Source organism: Bifidobacterium eulemuris (assembly GCF_014898155.1).
GTDB classification, from domain to species: Bacteria; Actinomycetota; Actinomycetes; order Actinomycetales; family Bifidobacteriaceae; genus Bifidobacterium; species Bifidobacterium eulemuris.
On sequence record NZ_CP062938.1, the window covers coordinates 1,830,843 to 1,847,912 of the forward strand.

A 17,070-nucleotide genomic window follows, 5' to 3' on the forward strand; every position below is an offset into this window, starting at 1 on the left:
ACTCATGGTTGTTCGTTGGCTTGAGGTCGTCGGCAGGACGGCGTGCGCCGTGGCGGAGCGATTATTGCCGTGCGTGTGCGCGCTGGCGATGATGGTCGGCGTGGGTGTGACCGCATCCACCGCATCCGCCGAGGAGAATGAACCTGCGGCGCAGACGAATGCGTCCACAGCGCAGCAGACGGCTGATTGGGATCCGGCGAACGCAACGGCATTCACGGAGTACAATCCGGCCGATGTGCAGGGCGGTTTGACGGATATGCGCATCACGCTGAATGGCCAGGATGCCACTGCGACGTCCAATGTTGCCACCGACAGTGGCTATGACTATAGCTTAGGGTTCCAAAAAATAGACGTCACCAGCGAGAAAGCTCGTAAAGCCGTGGTGAAGGCGAATTTCAAGTGCTCGATTTCCAATCTGGCGACTGAGAGCAATAAGCACAACCTGACGCTGGCCCAGAACGAGACCGAGTTGATGGCGGTTGCGGGCGCAAGCACCCAGAAGGCAGCCTATTATTTTCTGGCGTCCAACTGTTTCGGCAGTGAATCGTGGACTGTTCAGAGCCCTGATACGTTCGAGAACTCACCCTATGTGTGGCGTGTGGATGGACAGCGGGCGACGAATTCCAACAACCTCCCGTATTATGTGAAAAATATCGGTCTGCCGGCGAACGAGGGGTATGTGTATGACGGCGTGTGGCTGAAGTACAAGGGCCAGCTGCGCATGCGCCTGTCATGGGTGGGCACGGTCAACAACAAACGGTATGTGCTGGCCTACGACGACAAGAAGGATTCAGCCAGTCAGTGCAAGCCGTGGGTGGAGACGAGCGAGGCCAACAAGTGCATGCTGACCGAGGTGCCGGAGGGCGCGACGGTCGTGGTGTCGTTCGTGAATACGAATAAGGCCAAGGTAGGGTACAAAGCGCTGGCTTTCAACGGCACAAACACTGGCCTTAGCCAAAGTAGCTACAATACAAACGCGGCGACAGCCATCGAGGGCGACACGCTCGCGCAGGGCGTCGGCGACACGGTGAATTTCCAGGTGACGAAGCGGTTCGCGGGAAGTCAGTTGGATATCTTTGTGGGCGACAAGTATTCCAGCAATTCGGATACCTGCACTGAAGACTCTAAGTGGATATACTCCAGCTCGACCGGTGTCGTCTCCAACAATCTTCCCACCAATGTGTCTCTGAATGCGGGGACTCTCAGCCCGAGCACGAACGTCCAGACGTTCACCCTGACCTCCACCGGTAACACGACGTTGAAGCAGGCGTATCCGAACAATTTTGTGCTGTGCGCGAAGGAAACCATCAGCAAAAACAACACCACGACCGCGGCAGACGGTCTGACCGGCTCGGACCACACAGTGACGGTCAGCTCCCATTCCGCTCTTATGGCGGGTGGCGAAATCGATAATGCAAGCCTCACATCGAACGGTCAGCAGGTCCTAGGCCTGGTTACGGCGACGCATAACTGGGATCAGAATAAGCACCAGAGAGGGGAGATCCATGTGTCCAGCTCGGATATGCTGCGCTACGCCTCCGATAATACTAACCTCAACGAGTCGATCGGCTCGGAAGCGAGACGATATAACTCGTCAACAGAGATACGTGACGCTGTCAAAAAGGTCGTGAATAGAACTGGCGCGCGCTGGACGAACAACTACTATTGGCTGACGACCAGGGATGGTAAGTATGAGAACACCGAATTATATGGGTTGGGATCCGGTGGTCGTGGCCGTTACGGCGAGTCTCAGTACACAGATTTGCAGAACAAGAGCCTGAGTGTGTACAACGGCGGCACGATGATGATCGTGACACACAACGACATCTCTGTCGGAGGCAGCGTGCCCAACTTTGGCTGGTCGCAGGTGTTGACGCATGTGACATTGTGCGCGACGGCCGCATGCGATGCGACTGCGGAGCGTGTGGAGATCCCTCCGTACCAGGGAGTTAGCGGAGGTGACCCTACTAGCGGCACTGAACCCAGCGGCGGCAAGGAGCCTAATGTTCATTACTGCGGTTCCACCATCGAGCTGACGAAGGGTGCCCTCAGAGGGGTGAAGGTAACGGTGTGCGAGTCGCCTGGCTACTATCGCGCGAGCGATTCGTCCCAGCATCAGTCGTTGCAGTCGATGCATCCGTACTACGTTGTTCTGGAAGGCGTGACGGCGGACGTGACCGTGAGGCTGAACTGGTCGAAGGTGTTGAACCCCTTGCTGGTTGCGGGTTCGGCCGTCGGCATCTCGGAAATGTCGCTGCATAAGGCAGCGTGGAGGAACAACCAGTTTGAACACGCCACCGGATCATCGGAATGGGCTGCGATGACGGGGTGGAACTCGTCCGCCAGTGTCGAATGGAGAGCCTACACGAACGCTATCCAGACTGCCCTGCCTACGAACGGCGGACAATTTGGCAACGGGTTCCTGATACGACTGAAACTGGCACCGGGCTACACGAACCATGCGATATATTACAGGACTTCGAACGGCGTGAACCAAAAGTTGACGATGATGGCTGACTACAGAGAGTACTTGCCGTCCACGAAGGACTGGAATGCGGACAACGGTAGCGAAACCGTCCACTCGCAGGTCTGGGGCCAACATAGGAACGAGTGCGGCTACGCCTCTACGACCGATCCCTATCTGTACTGTTACATATACGACAACTCCAGCAAGACAGGCAATGTCACTTATAAGATTGACGTCACGGCGACCCCAGTCGTGTACAAGGCGCACTTTTCCGCAGGCAAGGGTGTGAGCGTGGGTACGAGTGATGGTCAGGTCGACGCAAGCTCGATGCCGTCGGATATCACGCTCAATCTGGCTTCCCAGTCGCAGACGAATTTGAGCATCGAGGTGCAGAGCGAGATGCCCAAGCGCAGCAAGGTCAACAACACGCAGTACTACTTCCAGGGATGGAAAGCCTACTGGTGCACGAACCTTGCATGCACGACGCCGGGCGATGAGATCACGCTGCTCGAGAACTTGCTAGGCAGGTTGCTTCAGCCGGGTGATGTGATTCCACTGGGCAAGTTCACGATTCCGGACGGCGCGTACGGCGTGATCCTGGAAGCGCAGTGGGATGATGACAACACAGTGCAGCTGATTGACACGTCCTTGGGTAAGGCATACTACTATTACGTTGACTCGAGCGGGAACGTGTCGTGGGTGGAGTTCGATGAGAGTGCCGTGTCCGACACGGCCGGCAAGAGCGCCTTGGCGGCGTTCCGGGAGACGTCTCCGAAGTTCATCCAACCGGTTCCCAACATGTATGACAGTGGCAAGGTCGCGACCACGTACTCGTTCGGTGCGGCGCCGGCGACGCTGACCGGTACGACTGTGAAGACGGACGGCACCGGCACGCAGAGTGAGGTGACCCTGACGTTGGTTTCCGAGCTGAATTGCGCCGGCCTGTTGGGCGATTCCGTGTCCGACGACCAGAAGAAGGTATATTGCCAGTCGGGCGAGGTGATGTTGGCCGACAACGTGACGAAGGTCCTCGGCCTGGGCAATGACATCGGCTCGCGCGTTATCGCCAATCCTACGGACAATAGCGACGCGGTCGCCGCGGACGGCACCTTGTCAGTTCATTCGCAGTCGCTGCGTATCGCGGTGTATCGTGTCGAGGCGCAGGTCTCCTATGACGACAACATCTCCTCGCTGTCGAGCGCGAGTCTGACCGACAGCAGAGGCGCGGACGTGGACAAGACGTCGATCGCGTCGACGCTGCAGGCGTACCCCGAATACACGGGCCGATATCTGTTCGACAACTACCGTCTGCCCACGGTGAGCGCGGAAGCGGATAAGACCTCGCTGGATGCGAGCGCGACGCTGCAGTGGGTGGTCAAAGATACCAGTTCGCGCACGGTCAGTTTCCTGGGCTGGGGCGATTCGGCCACCACGGCTGAGGGGTCTGAGGTCACGCCGAATAGCACGGTGCGACGCGCCTCCACGTACACTGCGGCCAACGGGAGCGATCCCGCGTCGTCGGCCACTTGGTTCGGTGTGTGGAAGGCGAGCATGCCGCCCGTCAGCCAACTGCCTCTGACCGGCACCAAGCCGTGGTGGATGCAGGTGATCGTGCCGGCGGTGTCGGTCGCCCTGCTGGGCCTGGCCGCATGGCTGCGCTGGCGCAAGGGCTCGCAACTGTGGAGCAACCACGCATAAGTAATACTTACCATCCCAATCAATCACAACAGGCAGAGGCCGCGTCCCACCGCTTTCGGGCGGAGGTCGCGGCCTTTGTTCTTCCGTCTCGTCCGTCGGTGTCGGAGCTCCTCCACCCATCCCCACGCGACGGCATCGTGTAAATTCGACCACCCCCACGCGGCGGCATCGTGTAATATTGAGTATGTTCATACGGCGGCATCGTGTAAATCTGGCAATCACCACACGGCGGCATCGTGATAAGAGGTTCGGTATGTTGAAGCGAAAAGCGTTGCAGGAGCTTGTCTCTTGGAAAAACTGCGCGAATGGCAAAGAGGCGTTGTTGATTGAAGGGGCCCGTCGTGTGGGGAAAAGCACTGTGGCTCAGGAATTCGGAAGAAGCGAGTATGAATCCACCATTCTCGTGGATTTCTCCCGGTTCCCTAAAGATGTCAGGTCGATTTTTGAGGAGCAGAAAGACGATCTGGATACGTTCTTCATGATGCTTTCCGTCTATTACCGAACCCAACTTGTGCGGCGGCGCTCCCTGATCATCTTTGACGAGGTTCAGCTGTACCCACCCGCGCGTGAGATGATCAAACATCTGGTGGCGGATGGGCGTTATGACTATGTGGAGACCGGATCGCTGATCTCCATCAAACGCAACGTCGAAAACATCCTGATCCCATCCGAGGAGTCGAAGCTTCAGATGGGGCCGATGGATTTCGAGGAATTCTGTTGGGCGATGGAGGAGGATCTGCTGGCCGATGCGATACGAGAGGCTTTTACCAAATTGAAGCCGCTGCCGGACGCGCTGCATAAGCGCGCGATGAGGATGTGGCGAGAATACATGCTGGTCGGAGGCATGCCGCAGGTCGTGGATGCGTACGTGGCGAACCGGGATTTTGGCGAGGCGGATCGAATCAAGCGCAATATCCTGGGCCTGTACAGTGACGACATCGGCAAGTTTGCGAACGGCGACGCGGGGCGTGTGCGCGACATCTTTGCGCGGATTCCCGGTCAGCTGTCCAAGCATGAGAAGAAATTCACACTCGCCTCGATCGACGCCGACGCGCGTTCCCGGGATTACGATTCCGCCTTCTTCTGGCTGGACGACGCTCGGCTGGTCAACATATGCCGCAATTCGACCGACCCGACCGTCGGCCTTGGACTGTACGAGGACAATGCGTCGTTCAAATGCTATATGGCGGATACCGGCCTGCTGGTGTCTCAGACGTTCGCAGACCGGCAATCCACTCCTGATGAGGTTTATCGCGATATCCTATTCGACAAACTCTCCTTGAACGAAGGCATGCTTGTGGAGAATGCGGTGGCCCAGCAGCTCAAAGCCGCCGGCCGGCGCCTGTTCTTCTTCTCTCGCTACGCGAAAGGCGATGCGGCGAACACCATGGAAATCGACTTCCTCATCGTACGCGAGTATGACAACGCCGCCATGAAACCGCGCGTGAGCCCGGTGGAGGTGAAGTCGACCAAACGGTATGGAACGTCTTCGCTGAACAAGTTCCGCAAGGCATACGGCCAACGGCTGGGCAAGGAATACGTATTGCATCCAAGACAGCTCCAAGTGGATGGGGATCGCATCAGCCTACCTCTTTACATGAGCGGATGCCTGTGACCGAAGCCAAGGCGGCCGCCTGATGAAACCGAACGACCGTGTTGCCCGTGAAGAAATAGTGCATCGTTGTAGGGACTCGCCGTATTTCGTGGACACGCCCTTGCCAACGTCGCATCCGCGTGTATAGTGGAACGTGGCTCAAAGAAGAGAGCTCTTCCGAGAACCACGACAAGTAAACGCCGAAGTTTGCGGCATGCCGTTGATGATGTAGTTGGCGGTAGGCAATGCGCTGAAGCACCGAAACAGTAAAAATCCCTTTTACTACGGATCGTTGAGCACGTACCTGCTCATGAAAGGAAATATTATGGCAGAAGTCGTATTCGACCACGTCACTCGCGTCTACCCGGGCAACGATAAGCCCTCTGTGGATGATCTGAATCTTGAAATCAAGGACGGCGAGTTCCTCGTCCTGGTTGGTCCCTCCGGTTGTGGTAAGTCCACCACGCTGCGTATGTTGGCTGGCCTCGAAGAGGTCAACAAGGGCCGCATCCTCATCGGTGGCAAGGATGTCACCACCATGCAGCCGAAGGACCGCGACATCGCCATGGTGTTCCAGAACTACGCGCTGTATCCGCACATGACCGTCGCCGACAACATGGGCTTCGCCCTGAAGATCGCCGGCACCCCGAAGGAAGAGATCCGCAAGCGCGTCGAGAAGGCCGCTGAGATCCTCGACCTCACCGAATACCTCGACCGCAAGCCGAAGGCTCTGTCCGGCGGCCAGCGTCAGCGCGTGGCCATGGGCCGCGCCATCGTGCGTGAGCCGAAGGTGTTCCTCATGGATGAGCCTCTGTCGAACCTCGACGCGAAGCTCCGTGTGCAGACCCGTACTCAGATCGCCGCACTGCAGCGTCAGCTGGGTGTCACCACCCTGTACGTTACCCACGACCAGACCGAGGCTCTGACGATGGGCGACCGCATCGCCGTCATCAAGCTCGGCATCCTGCAGCAGGTCGGCGCTCCGACCGAGCTGTACGATCGCCCGGCCAACGTCTTCGTCGCCGGCTTCATCGGCTCCCCGTCGATGAACCTCAACACCCACCCGGTGGTCGACGGCAAGGCGCAGATCGGCGAAGACACTGTCCAGCTGCCCACCGAGGCCGTCAGCAAGCTGACCGCCGAGGACAACGGCCAGATCGTCGTCGGCTTCCGTCCGGAAGACGCCGACCTTGCCGCCGCTGATGATCCGAACGCGTTCTCGCTGAAGGTCGTCAACGTCGAGGATCTGGGTTCCGACGGCTACATCTACGGCAACATCATCACCGATGGTTCCTCCGCCCAGGAAGCCCAGCTCATGTCCGACCAGAACAAGCTCACCACGGTTCGCGTGAACCCGCGTGCGCTGCCGAAGGTCGGCGCGACGGTCAAGATCAAGATCGATCCGGCCAAGATGCACCTCTTCGCTCCGTCGACCGAGCTGCGTCTGAACTAAGCTTGGCGGGATGAGAGTCCTGTCAACCATTAAACGAGACGTTTCTCTTCCTCTCTAACCGTCTCGTTGGAAAAGCCCCGCGTTGCTGCGGGGCTTTTCTTCGTTTTCCGGTGTATTCTGACCGCGCGGTCGGGTAGATTGGTACACATGATGCAATCAGGAATGGATTTGTCGCAGTTGGATCCGCGCGCAGCCAAAGCAACTTCAGTTCAGGCGCTGGACGAAAGCGCCACTAACGTCGAGCCCCAGGCGTTGAAGATCACCGCCGCAAGCTCCAATCCGAAGATGTTCACGCTGCCGTGGCATATGCCGCTGGCCACCTGGCCGCAGGAGCTGCTGGCCAACCTGCCGCGAGGCATCTCCCGCCACGTCGTGCGTTTCGTACACGTGGGCGACGAGGTGTACGCCATGAAGGAGATCACCCGTCAGGTCGCCGAGCGCGAGTATGAGATGCTGCGGCGCTTGGAGAAGCTGGAACTGCCGTGCGTCACGCCGATCGCGGTCGTCACCGGCCGTCATGATCGGGAAGGCGAGCCGCTGGAGGCGATTCTCGTCACCAAGCATCTGAAGTTCTCGCTGCCGTACCGCGCCCTGTTCGCGCGCAACCTGCGCCCCGACACCGCCGAGCGTCTGATCGACGCGCTGGCAGTGCTGATGGTGCGCCTGCATCTCGCCGGCTTCTACTGGGGCGATGTGAGCCTGTCGAACGTGCTGTTCCTGCGTGACGCCGACGCGTTCTCCGCATTCCTGGTGGACGCCGAAACCGGCGATTTGCAGATGACGCTGACCGAAGGCCAGCGCGAATACGATATCGATCTGGCCCGCACGAATATCATCGGCGAACTGATGGATCTGAGCTCCGGCAAGCTGCTGCCGGGCGATGTGGACGAGATCGAGGTGGGCAACCGTTTGGTCGACCGCTACCACTCGCTGTGGAGCGCGCTCACCGACACTGACAAGTTCAATCCGGACGAGATGTGGAAGATCGAGAAGCGCGTCAACAAGCTTAACGAGCTCGGCTTCGACGTGGACGAGCTGGAGATGAAAACCGCGGAGGATGGCAAGCGCATTCTGGTACGCCCCCGCGTGGTCGACGCCGGCTACGCCTCCCGTAAGCTGCTGCGCCTGACAGGCTTGGACGTGCAGGAGAACCAGGCCCGCCGTCTGCTCAACGATTTGGACGCCTACCGCGCCTCCACATGGCGTGAGGGCGAGGAGATCGAAATCGTCGCCACCGACTGGATGCGTGAGGTGTTCGAACCCACCACGCGTATGATTCCGCGTGAATACCGCTCGCAGATCGAACCCGCGCAGTTCTTCCACGAGGTGCTCACCCATCGGTGGTATTTGGCCGAACAGGTCGGTCATGACGTGCCGATGGCCGAAGCGGTGCAAAGCTATATCGAATCCGCCCTGCCGAAGTACAAGCTCGACCAGAAGGCCGTCGACGCGTTGAATGAAGAGGCCGATTCCGGCGTGGTGGACGACGAATACACCTACAACGACCCGGACGACGACGGCTACAACCCCGACGACGACCCCGACGCGGCCGTCTGGAGCCACTAGCGCTCTCCGTCATCCTGAGCGGAGCGCTGTTCCCTTCCTGTCATGCTGAGCGGAGCGCAGCGGAGTCGAAGCATCTCATAGCGTTGGATGCCTGGAGATCCTTGCGCCTCGGCTTCGCCCTCCACTCAGGATGACGAGGAGAGAGAGGTGTTCCGCTCAGCTATTGGCTGCGGCCTCGCGGCGGGCGCGGTCGACGGCGTACAGCGAGATGCCCGCGGCCACCGAGGCGTTCAGCGATTCCACCGAGCTGGAGATCGGAATGCCGGCGATGGCGTCGCACGCCTCACGCACCAAACGGCTCAACCCCTTGCCTTCCGAACCGAGCACAATCACCAGCGGATCAGCCTCGAATCCGGTCTCGCCCACGAGCTTGTCGCCGCCGCCGTCAAGGCCGACGGTGTAGTAGCCGCGTTCGCGCAGGCTTTCGATCGCCTTGGTCAGATTCACCACGCGGGCCACCGGCAGATGCGCGGCCGCGCCGGCCGACACCTTCCATGCGGCGGCGGTCACCGAAGCGGAACGACGCTCGGGCAGAATCACGCCGTTCGCGCCGAAAGCGGCGGCGGAACGGATCACCGCGCCAAGGTTCTGCGGATCGGTCACGCCGTCAAGCGCGATGAACAGCGGACGGGCCTTGATACGCGCGGCTGCGGAATTCGCCGCCTCCATGGCGCGCGCCTTCTTCTCGGCGCGGTCGGCGAGCTCGGCCAGCGAGGAATACTGGTAGGGCTGCACTTTGAGGATCACGCCCTGATGGTTGCCGGAACGCGCGATGCGATCCATCTCCAAGCGGTCGGCCTCCAGCATATGCAGGCCGTTCGCGCTGGCGATCTTCACGATCTCGCGCGTGCGGTCGTCATGCTCGAGACGCGAAAGGATGTACAGCGTGTTCGACGGCACGCCCACACGTAGCGCCTCCAGCACGGAATTGCGGCCGAACACCAGGTCGGTCGCGTCGGCCGCGAACTTGTCGGCGCGGCGACGGGCCGCGAGACGCGGATCGGCCGCCTTGCGCTTATCGGCCTCCTTCTTGGCGAAATACGCCTTGTGATACACGCGGTCCTCAGCCTTGGGCGTCGGGCCGTGGCCCCTCAGGGCATTGCGATGCTTGCCACCCGACCCCTTGGTCGGTCCTTTTTTCATAGCCATACCCGCCATTGTCCCAGCACCCCGCCCCAAATAGTCGAATGCTTGTGTGTGGGCTGTGGGCGCGAGAAAGACGCATATCTCACTCGATGGTGGAGTGTTGCGTTGCGGGTCGAACTGGAATCGGATAGCATGGTTCACGCACCTAATGCAACGTTGTACTCAATCAGCGGTCACGGCACCGAAAGCTGTGGCTGGTCGGCTTTGCTGCGGTGGGCAACGCGCTGCCATCCGAAGCGTGTATTCGATTATGCCTACATTTTCAATTGTATGGAGTGATTCATGAGTACAACCATTGAGCGTCAGGCTCGTTTGAGTTTGCATGCCTTCGACTATGCCAACGTCACACTCGCGGACGGGCATTGGAAACGACAGCGGGACTATGTTGTTGAGCTGTATTTGTCGCTGGATGACGAAGATATTCTCAAAAGCGCGTTGCGTGGCACTGATGTGCATACGCAGGCGCATGGGCTGCCTGGCTGGGGTGGGACATGCGGACAGATGCTCGCCTCTTTCGCCAAATTGCACGCTGTCACCGGCGACTTCCGGCTCCGGGTCAAAGCCATCGATCTGTTCGAACGCTGGGCTGAGCTTGTGGATGAGAACCCCGAACTGCTTAGGCTTGGCACCTACGACTACGAGAAGATGCTCGGCGGATTGCTTGACATGGATGAGTTCATGGGGTGTGGGCGCGTAAAGGATTACATCTCCCGGCTGACCGATCAGGCGGTCGACACCTTCGACAGAGGTATTCCGCGTGATGGTTTGCAGGACGCCGGCATGAAGGGGCAAATCGAATGGTATACGCTGCCTGAAAATCTGTACAGGGCCTACGAGCGGTATGGCGACGAGAAATACAGAAATTACGCCGATGAGTGGCGCTACGACTATCTGTGGGACAAGCTACGTGCGCACGACTCGAAAATCGGCGCTCGACATGCCTACAGCCATGTCAACGCATTATCAAGTCTGGCTCGAGCGTATGAGGTTGATGGCGATGAGCGCGATTTGGACGTGTTGCGCATCGCCTATGACGAGTTGTTGGCGAACCACACGTACGCGACCGGCGGTTATGGCCCCGGTGAGAACCTGTTCGTGGATCGTGACGGGTATATGGGCTTCATGTTGATGTCGCCGTGGGATTTGGCCGGTGAGGACCCGACTTTCGTGAACTTCGCGGGGGAGCGGGTGGCTCGTAGCGACGCTTGGGGGAGCTGTGAGGTGTCCTGCTGCTCCTGGGCGGTATTCAAATTCTGCAACTATATGCTGCGGTTCACCGGTGAGGCGAAATACGGCGTCTGGGCCGAACGCGTGCTGCTCAACTGTGTGGGTGGGCAGCCGGATATCAAGCCCAACGGTGAGCTGCTGTACTACTCGAATTATTTCGCCGATGGAGGCATCAAATCCACGGTTGATCGGCGTCTGCAGCGTGAGGGGCAGAATTTCCAGTGGCAATGCTGTTCGGGCACGTTCCCGCAGGATGTCGCTGAATATGCGAATATGCTCTACTACTCGGACGGCTCGGCGCTGTACGTTTCGCAATACCTGCCGTCGAGCGTCGAATGTTCGATCGACGGTCGAAGAGTGCGTGTGGAGAACTTCTCCGACTGGCCGCGCGATAATGTGGCCAGATTCCGTGTGGCCCCCGATATCCCCGGCGTCTTCGCCCTGCGGTTCCGTGTGCCTGACTGGGCCGACGGCCATAATGTGGTGCGAATCAATGGTCGTGTGGTCGATGTGCAGGCCACGCCGAACACTTGGCTGAATCTTGAACGCGAGTGGTGTTCGGGTGATGTGGTGGAGCTTGATTTTCCTCGGCGATTGCGTTTCGTGCCGGTGGACAGGCGGAATAGGAATCTGGTGGCTTTGATGTACGGGCCTGTCGTGTTGGTCAGTAGCGAGATGACGATGTTGGTGGGGGATCGTGACCATCCTGAGAGCTGGATCATACCGGTTGAAGGTGAGTCGATGGTTTTCCGTACGTTGCCGGGCCATACGGGGGCATTGGATTTCGTATGCCGCACCTTCGAGCCGTATTACCTGTATCCGGAGGACCGGTGGTACTTCATGTACCACCGCATCTATCGCGACGATGCCGAGGAGAAGGATGTGACGCGCGGCGCCAATATGGGGTGAGTCTTCTGTCCGGTTTGGATAGTGTCATCGCCCTCGGGTGCGGTCCCGTTGGGCGATGACTCTTTACATCGTTAGACACGCTATCGTATGACACGCGGAAACCAAAAAAATTACAGCGGTAAAAGAGAACATTTCATAAGCGGGTGAAAAGTATTGTGAGCGCTAACTTTGTTGGGGTGCAACGTTTATGCAATGTTAACTTTTGTGAGATTCTGTCGCTTGACGAGGTGCGGAAGAGTGATATATCGTAGGCCGCATCACTCATGATGACCGTGAAGGAGCGGATGGCGTCGTCGCTGGTCTGCATGGGTGGTAAACAATAACAGTGGCATTAGGCGCGGTTGCTGATTGCCGTTCCAAACAGCCACGAAGTGACTCAGTGAGGAGTAACAATATGAAGAAAATGCACCATAGGGGGGGGGGCTTCCTCTTTTGCCTCTAAAAGGTTGAGGGCGGCCATCTCCGCGGGCGCAGCCGTTGCGATGCTGGTCAGTGTGGCTGGTTGTGGGGCCGACGACAGCGCGACCACTGCGGATGGTAAGCCTGTGCTGACCATCGCGGTATCCAAGCATTCCCTGACCAAAAACATGTCGGAGATGAACTGGGTCAGCGATCTTGAAGCGGAATGCGACTGTGTCATCGAATGGCAGGAGGTCAGCTCGGACTGGGATCAGAAGAAGCAGGCTATGCTTGCGTCTGGCGATGTCCCCGACTTGATTCTCAAGGGCATCGACATGACCGACATCGCCACATACGGTTCGTTGTTCGAGGATCTGTCTGATGATCTTGATGCGATGCCGAATGTCAAGGAGATGTTTGAGACTGATCCGACGTCAAAGAAGATCGTTACCGAAACGGACGGCTCGATTCATATCCTTCCATCGGTCAAGAAAGGGTGGCCCACTACCGTCAGCCACCTGTACATCAACCAGCAATGGCTGGACGCGGTCGGTATGGATATGCCCACCACGTGGGACGAACTCTACGATGTTCTGGTGGCCTTCAAAGAACAGGACCCCAACGGCAACGGTGAGGCCGATGAGATTCCATTCGATTTCCACGCACCCAGCACCGATGGATTCGGCAACTATGAGCCGCATTTGCTACTGGGCAGCCTAGGCTTAACCCTGAGCAATAAGTCAGGCACCGGATATTTTGTTGACGACAACGAAGTGCAGAATTTCTTTACTGACGAGCGATACAAGGAAGTCATCGAATATCTCAACAAGCTGTGGAGCGCTGGCCTGATCAACAAGGAAGCCTTCACCCACGATTACTCCACTGCCCAGTCGACCGCGCGTGGTGATGGTGATACCGCCAAGGTGGGTGTGACTTGGGGTTGGACTGCCTCCGACCGGTTTGGTGCTGAGCTTGCGGACCAGTATGTGGCTGTCGGTCCGTTGAAGGCCTCCGCCGATCAGACGGAGCCCGTCGTTGGCGAATACCTTGCGGATTCTCTGTCGTACAACACTATCGCGTTGGTGGTCTCCGCTACCACCAAGAACAAAGAGGCCGCGCTTAAGGTGGCTAATGCGTTCTATGGAGAGGACATGTCTGTCGAGCTGCTGTGGGGTGATCTGGGGGTCGACGTGGAGAAGACTGGTGATCACTCCTACAAGGTGCTTGATCCTGCTGATTCCAGCAAGGACTCCTCTACGTGGAAGTGGACCGAGACCTTGGCTGACGATTCCCCGGGTTGGATTCGCCCCGACTCGGAGATCGAGTACCCCGCGGACCTGATTGAGGTTCAAGAGGATGAGGTGCCCATGCAGTCTGCGTTCGATGCCGTTGATACGGAAAACGACATCATGCCGGCGTTCCTTCAGCTGTCCTCGGATGATCTTAAGACGATCCAGCTGAACAACACCACGATTCTGAACACTGCCATGACCAAGTTCTCAAGCTGGGTCACCAAGGGCGGCGTCGAGGATGAGTGGGATGACTATGTTCAGACGCTCAAGGACGCCAATATCGATGAGAACATCGAACTGTACCAGAAAGCCTACGACGCGTATATGGCGGAGTAATGGCGCTAGGCCGAGTCGATTTATCGATCCGGCTGTCAGGCCGCCGGAAGAATGATTCCGGTGGCGGTTATGGATGCGTCTAGCGCTTGGCAGATGTCCTGCCAAGCGCGGCGCATCCTATCGAAGCAATGATGCTCAATGCAAGGGGAATAACCATGAGTGTAGCCACTCAATCCGCTCGCACGTCCTCACGTGCAAAGCGTGCGGAACGAAAGGCGAAAGAGAAGCGTGCCGCCGTATTGCAGACGCAGATGGCACCGCGCAAGCTTGGTTTCATCGGTACTGTAAAACGATATTGGCAGCTATGGGCGATGGCGCTTCCCGCTATAGTATTTGTCGCCATCTTCAACTACGGACCGATGTATGGAATCCAGCTGGCGTTCCGAGAATTCGATTTCACCAAGGGACTGACTGGTGGAGAATGGGTTGGTCTCAAATATTTCAAACAATTCTTCGATTCGCCGTTGTTTGGCACGTTGATGGCGAATACGGTGCGCATCAGTCTGTGGACGTTGGTGATGGGATTCATCTTCCCGATTATTCTGGCGCTTCTGATTAACCAGATTCGTTCAAGCAAGGTAAAGGGATTCGTTCAGACCATCACCTATCTGCCGCATTTCATTTCCACTGTGGTCATTGTCTCGATGATCAACCTGTTCCTTAAGCCGGATGCTGGTGTGCTTACCCGCGTGCTTGGAGTGATCGGTATTCAATCGGACAACTTCATGGGCGATCCAAACCTGTTCACTCCGATCTACTGGATCACCGAGGTCTGGCAGCATGTGGGCTGGAATTCGATCATCTACCTCGCCGCGTTGAGCTCGGTGGACACCGCGCTGTACGAGGCCGCGAAGATCGATGGTGCAGGACGGCTGCAGCTCATCCGGTATGTCGATCTACCGGCGATTATGCCAACTTGTGGTGTGCTGTTGATCCTGAATATGGGCAATGTGCTCAATGTCGGTTTCGAGAAGGTATTCCTGATGCAGAACACTCTGAACCTTGATGCTTCTGAGGTCATCTCGACCTACACCTACAAGATAGGCATTCTGCAAAGCCAGTTCAGTTATTCCACAGCCATTGGCTTGTTCAACATGCTCATCAATTTCGCGTTCCTGGTAATCGCGAACCAGATATCGAGGAAGGTGTCAAATTCGGGCATCTTCTAATCCGAATGGCATCTAGGAAAGTGAGATTGATATGAGCACTACCACATTTACTCCGCAACCCAACGCCGCGAAAGGCATGGGTTCCGCCAACGGCAAGATCCAGGCATCTGGAAGCGCCAACATCCCCGAGAACAAGCATCGCCGAGAGCAGCGTACTCCCACCGATTGGGTGGTCGACATTGTGATTTGGCTGCTGGTCGCCTTCGTGATCGTGGCCATCATGTATCCGCTATGGTTCGTGATCATCGCCTCCGTCTCCAATCAGACGTTGGTGAACAATGGTCAGGTCTTCATCGTGCCCAAAGGTTTTTCGTGGTACGGCTATGAACAGATCTTCGCCGATGATCGCATTTGGAACGGCTACATGAACACCATCGTGTATTCGCTCGTCGGCACGCTGATCAACCTTGTGGTGACGCTGCCTGCAGCATTCGCGTTGAGTCGACACGAATTCCATGGTCGTCGCCTGGTGATGCTGTTTTTCACCATCACCATGTTCGTCAACGGTGGTCTGATTCCCACGTACCTGCTGTACAAGCAGTTGGGGCTGATTGATAACTGGTTGGTCTTCGTGATTCCATCAGCGGTCAATGTGTACAATCTGATCATCGCCCGCTCGTTCTTCGAGACCTCCATACCTGAGGAGCTACATGACGCGGCCCAAATCGACGGCCTGGGATACTTCAGATATTTCCTCAAAATCGTGTTGCCGTTGAGCTCCGCCATCGTCGCGGTGATCGGCTTGTACTATCTGGTGCAGCATTGGAACGACTTCTTCACAGGCTTGATCTACATCAATACCTATGACAAGCAGCCGCTGCAGATGGTGCTGCGCGACATCCTGTTGGCCAATAGCGCTTTCGCCGGTGGGTCCGGATCCACCGCGGGTGCGGGATACGGCCAGGAGCTCGCGGATCAGATCAAGTATGGCGTGATCATCGCCTCCACCCTGCCGCTTCTGGTGATTTATCCGTTCATCCAGAAGTACTTCAACAAGGGTGTGATGATCGGTGCCATCAAGGGCTGATCATTGTTGATGTGATCGGTGGAGAGCCGTTTTTTCTCCTTACTTTCTTGCGGTTCTCCACCGATCATCATATGTGGTCCGATCCGCACGCCAAGAGAGGTCCGTTATGTCGTCATTTGCCATCAGGTATGTCACTGCCGCCCGGCTGGTGTTGGTTGTTTTCATCACGTTTGTGGCATCCATTGCCCACACGCTGCTGGGGGTCGTGGTCGTCGGTTTGTTCCCGTCTCTTGCGGCCACGGCCGGTGTGTTTCGCCGTTGGGCGCTCGCCGACGACCGCACATGGACAATCAAAGAAACATGGTTGCTATTCCATGGTCTGTGGCGTTCCGAGTTAGGTCGCGCCAACGCATTGGGGTGGGCCGAGTGCGCGGTATGGGGTCTATTGCTGTTTGATTATTGGGTGGTCAACTGTCACGTGACCACCGTGTTCGGTACGTTCGTGGCGGGGATACTGTTTTTTCTGATGGTATTCCTGCTGCTGGCGACCGTCGTGTCGTGGGTGCTGCATGCCCATTTCAATGAATCGTTGATCTGGATTGTGCGTATGGCGATTCAGATGATCATCGCGCGGCCCGTGATGACTCTGGTGCTGGCATGCGGTGAGTTGGCGGCGTTGGCGGCTTATTGGCAGTGGCCGGGACTGCTAATGACATTCGGTTGGTCCATTCCTGTCGCCGTCGCATCATGGGCCGTATGGCAGTACGGTAAGCTGCCGGGATTTGCGCCCGATCGCAACACGTAGCCGGACGTACGTGCGCGTCATGCTATGCGCAAATGCGGCGAC

The 17,070-nt window shown here is 57.6% G+C and carries 10 protein-coding genes; 9 read left to right on the forward strand and 1 reads right to left on the reverse strand.

All coding sequences use genetic code 11. The annotated features are described in order from the left end of the window. Positions 1–4: 4 nt before the first annotated feature. The 4 genes from BE0216_RS07820 (at position 5) to BE0216_RS07835 (ending at position 8,778) form a co-directional block, all read left to right on the forward strand. Complete coding sequence (locus tag BE0216_RS07820; RefSeq protein ID WP_094637666.1) at positions 5–4,165, forward strand: hypothetical protein; 4,161 nt, start codon at positions 5–7, stop codon at positions 4,163–4,165. 253 nt (positions 4,166–4,418) lie between these two features. Further along, complete coding sequence (locus tag BE0216_RS07825) at positions 4,419–5,780, forward strand: ATP-binding protein (RefSeq protein WP_094637665.1); 1,362 nt, start codon at positions 4,419–4,421, stop codon at positions 5,778–5,780. 304 nt (positions 5,781–6,084) lie between these two features. Beyond that, the gene (locus BE0216_RS07830) at positions 6,085–7,212 is read left to right on the forward strand and encodes an ABC transporter ATP-binding protein (protein WP_072727017.1); all 1,128 of its coding nucleotides are present in this window, start codon (positions 6,085–6,087) and stop codon (positions 7,210–7,212) included. Positions 7,213–7,362: 150 nt separating this feature from the next. Then, positions 7,363–8,778, forward strand: coding sequence for a DUF4032 domain-containing protein (locus BE0216_RS07835; RefSeq protein WP_404801829.1), 1,416 nt, complete (start codon positions 7,363–7,365; stop codon positions 8,776–8,778). Positions 8,779–8,934: 156 nt separating this feature from the next. Here BE0216_RS07835 and rlmB read toward each other — a convergent pair whose 3' ends face one another. After that, entirely contained in the window at positions 8,935–9,927 is a 993-nt protein-coding gene (gene rlmB, locus BE0216_RS07840; RefSeq protein WP_094637663.1) for a 23S rRNA (guanosine(2251)-2'-O)-methyltransferase RlmB, read from the reverse strand. Positions 9,928–10,206: 279 nt separating this feature from the next. Between rlmB and BE0216_RS07845 the strand changes: the two genes are divergently transcribed. From BE0216_RS07845 to BE0216_RS07865, 5 genes are all read left to right on the forward strand, one after another. Beyond that, entirely contained in the window at positions 10,207–12,060 is a 1,854-nt protein-coding gene (locus BE0216_RS07845; protein ID WP_094637662.1) for a beta-L-arabinofuranosidase domain-containing protein, read from the forward strand. 545 nt (positions 12,061–12,605) lie between these two features. Continuing rightward, positions 12,606–14,087, forward strand: a complete 1,482-nt coding sequence (locus tag BE0216_RS07850; protein ID WP_226805741.1) for an extracellular solute-binding protein — start codon at positions 12,606–12,608, stop codon at positions 14,085–14,087. 251 nt (positions 14,088–14,338) lie between these two features. Further along, positions 14,339–15,256 (forward strand): ABC transporter permease, encoded by a 918-nt coding sequence (locus tag BE0216_RS07855; RefSeq protein WP_226805821.1) that lies wholly within the window; start codon positions 14,339–14,341, stop codon positions 15,254–15,256. Positions 15,257–15,332: 76 nt separating this feature from the next. Beyond that, the gene (locus BE0216_RS07860; RefSeq protein ID WP_094637673.1) at positions 15,333–16,283 is read left to right on the forward strand and encodes a carbohydrate ABC transporter permease; all 951 of its coding nucleotides are present in this window, start codon (positions 15,333–15,335) and stop codon (positions 16,281–16,283) included. 106 nt (positions 16,284–16,389) lie between these two features. After that, positions 16,390–17,028 carry a YesL family protein gene (locus BE0216_RS07865; protein ID WP_094637660.1) on the forward strand — a complete coding sequence of 213 codons (639 nt, stop codon included), beginning with the start codon at positions 16,390–16,392 and terminating at the stop codon, positions 17,026–17,028. Positions 17,029–17,070: the final 42 nt, after the last annotated feature.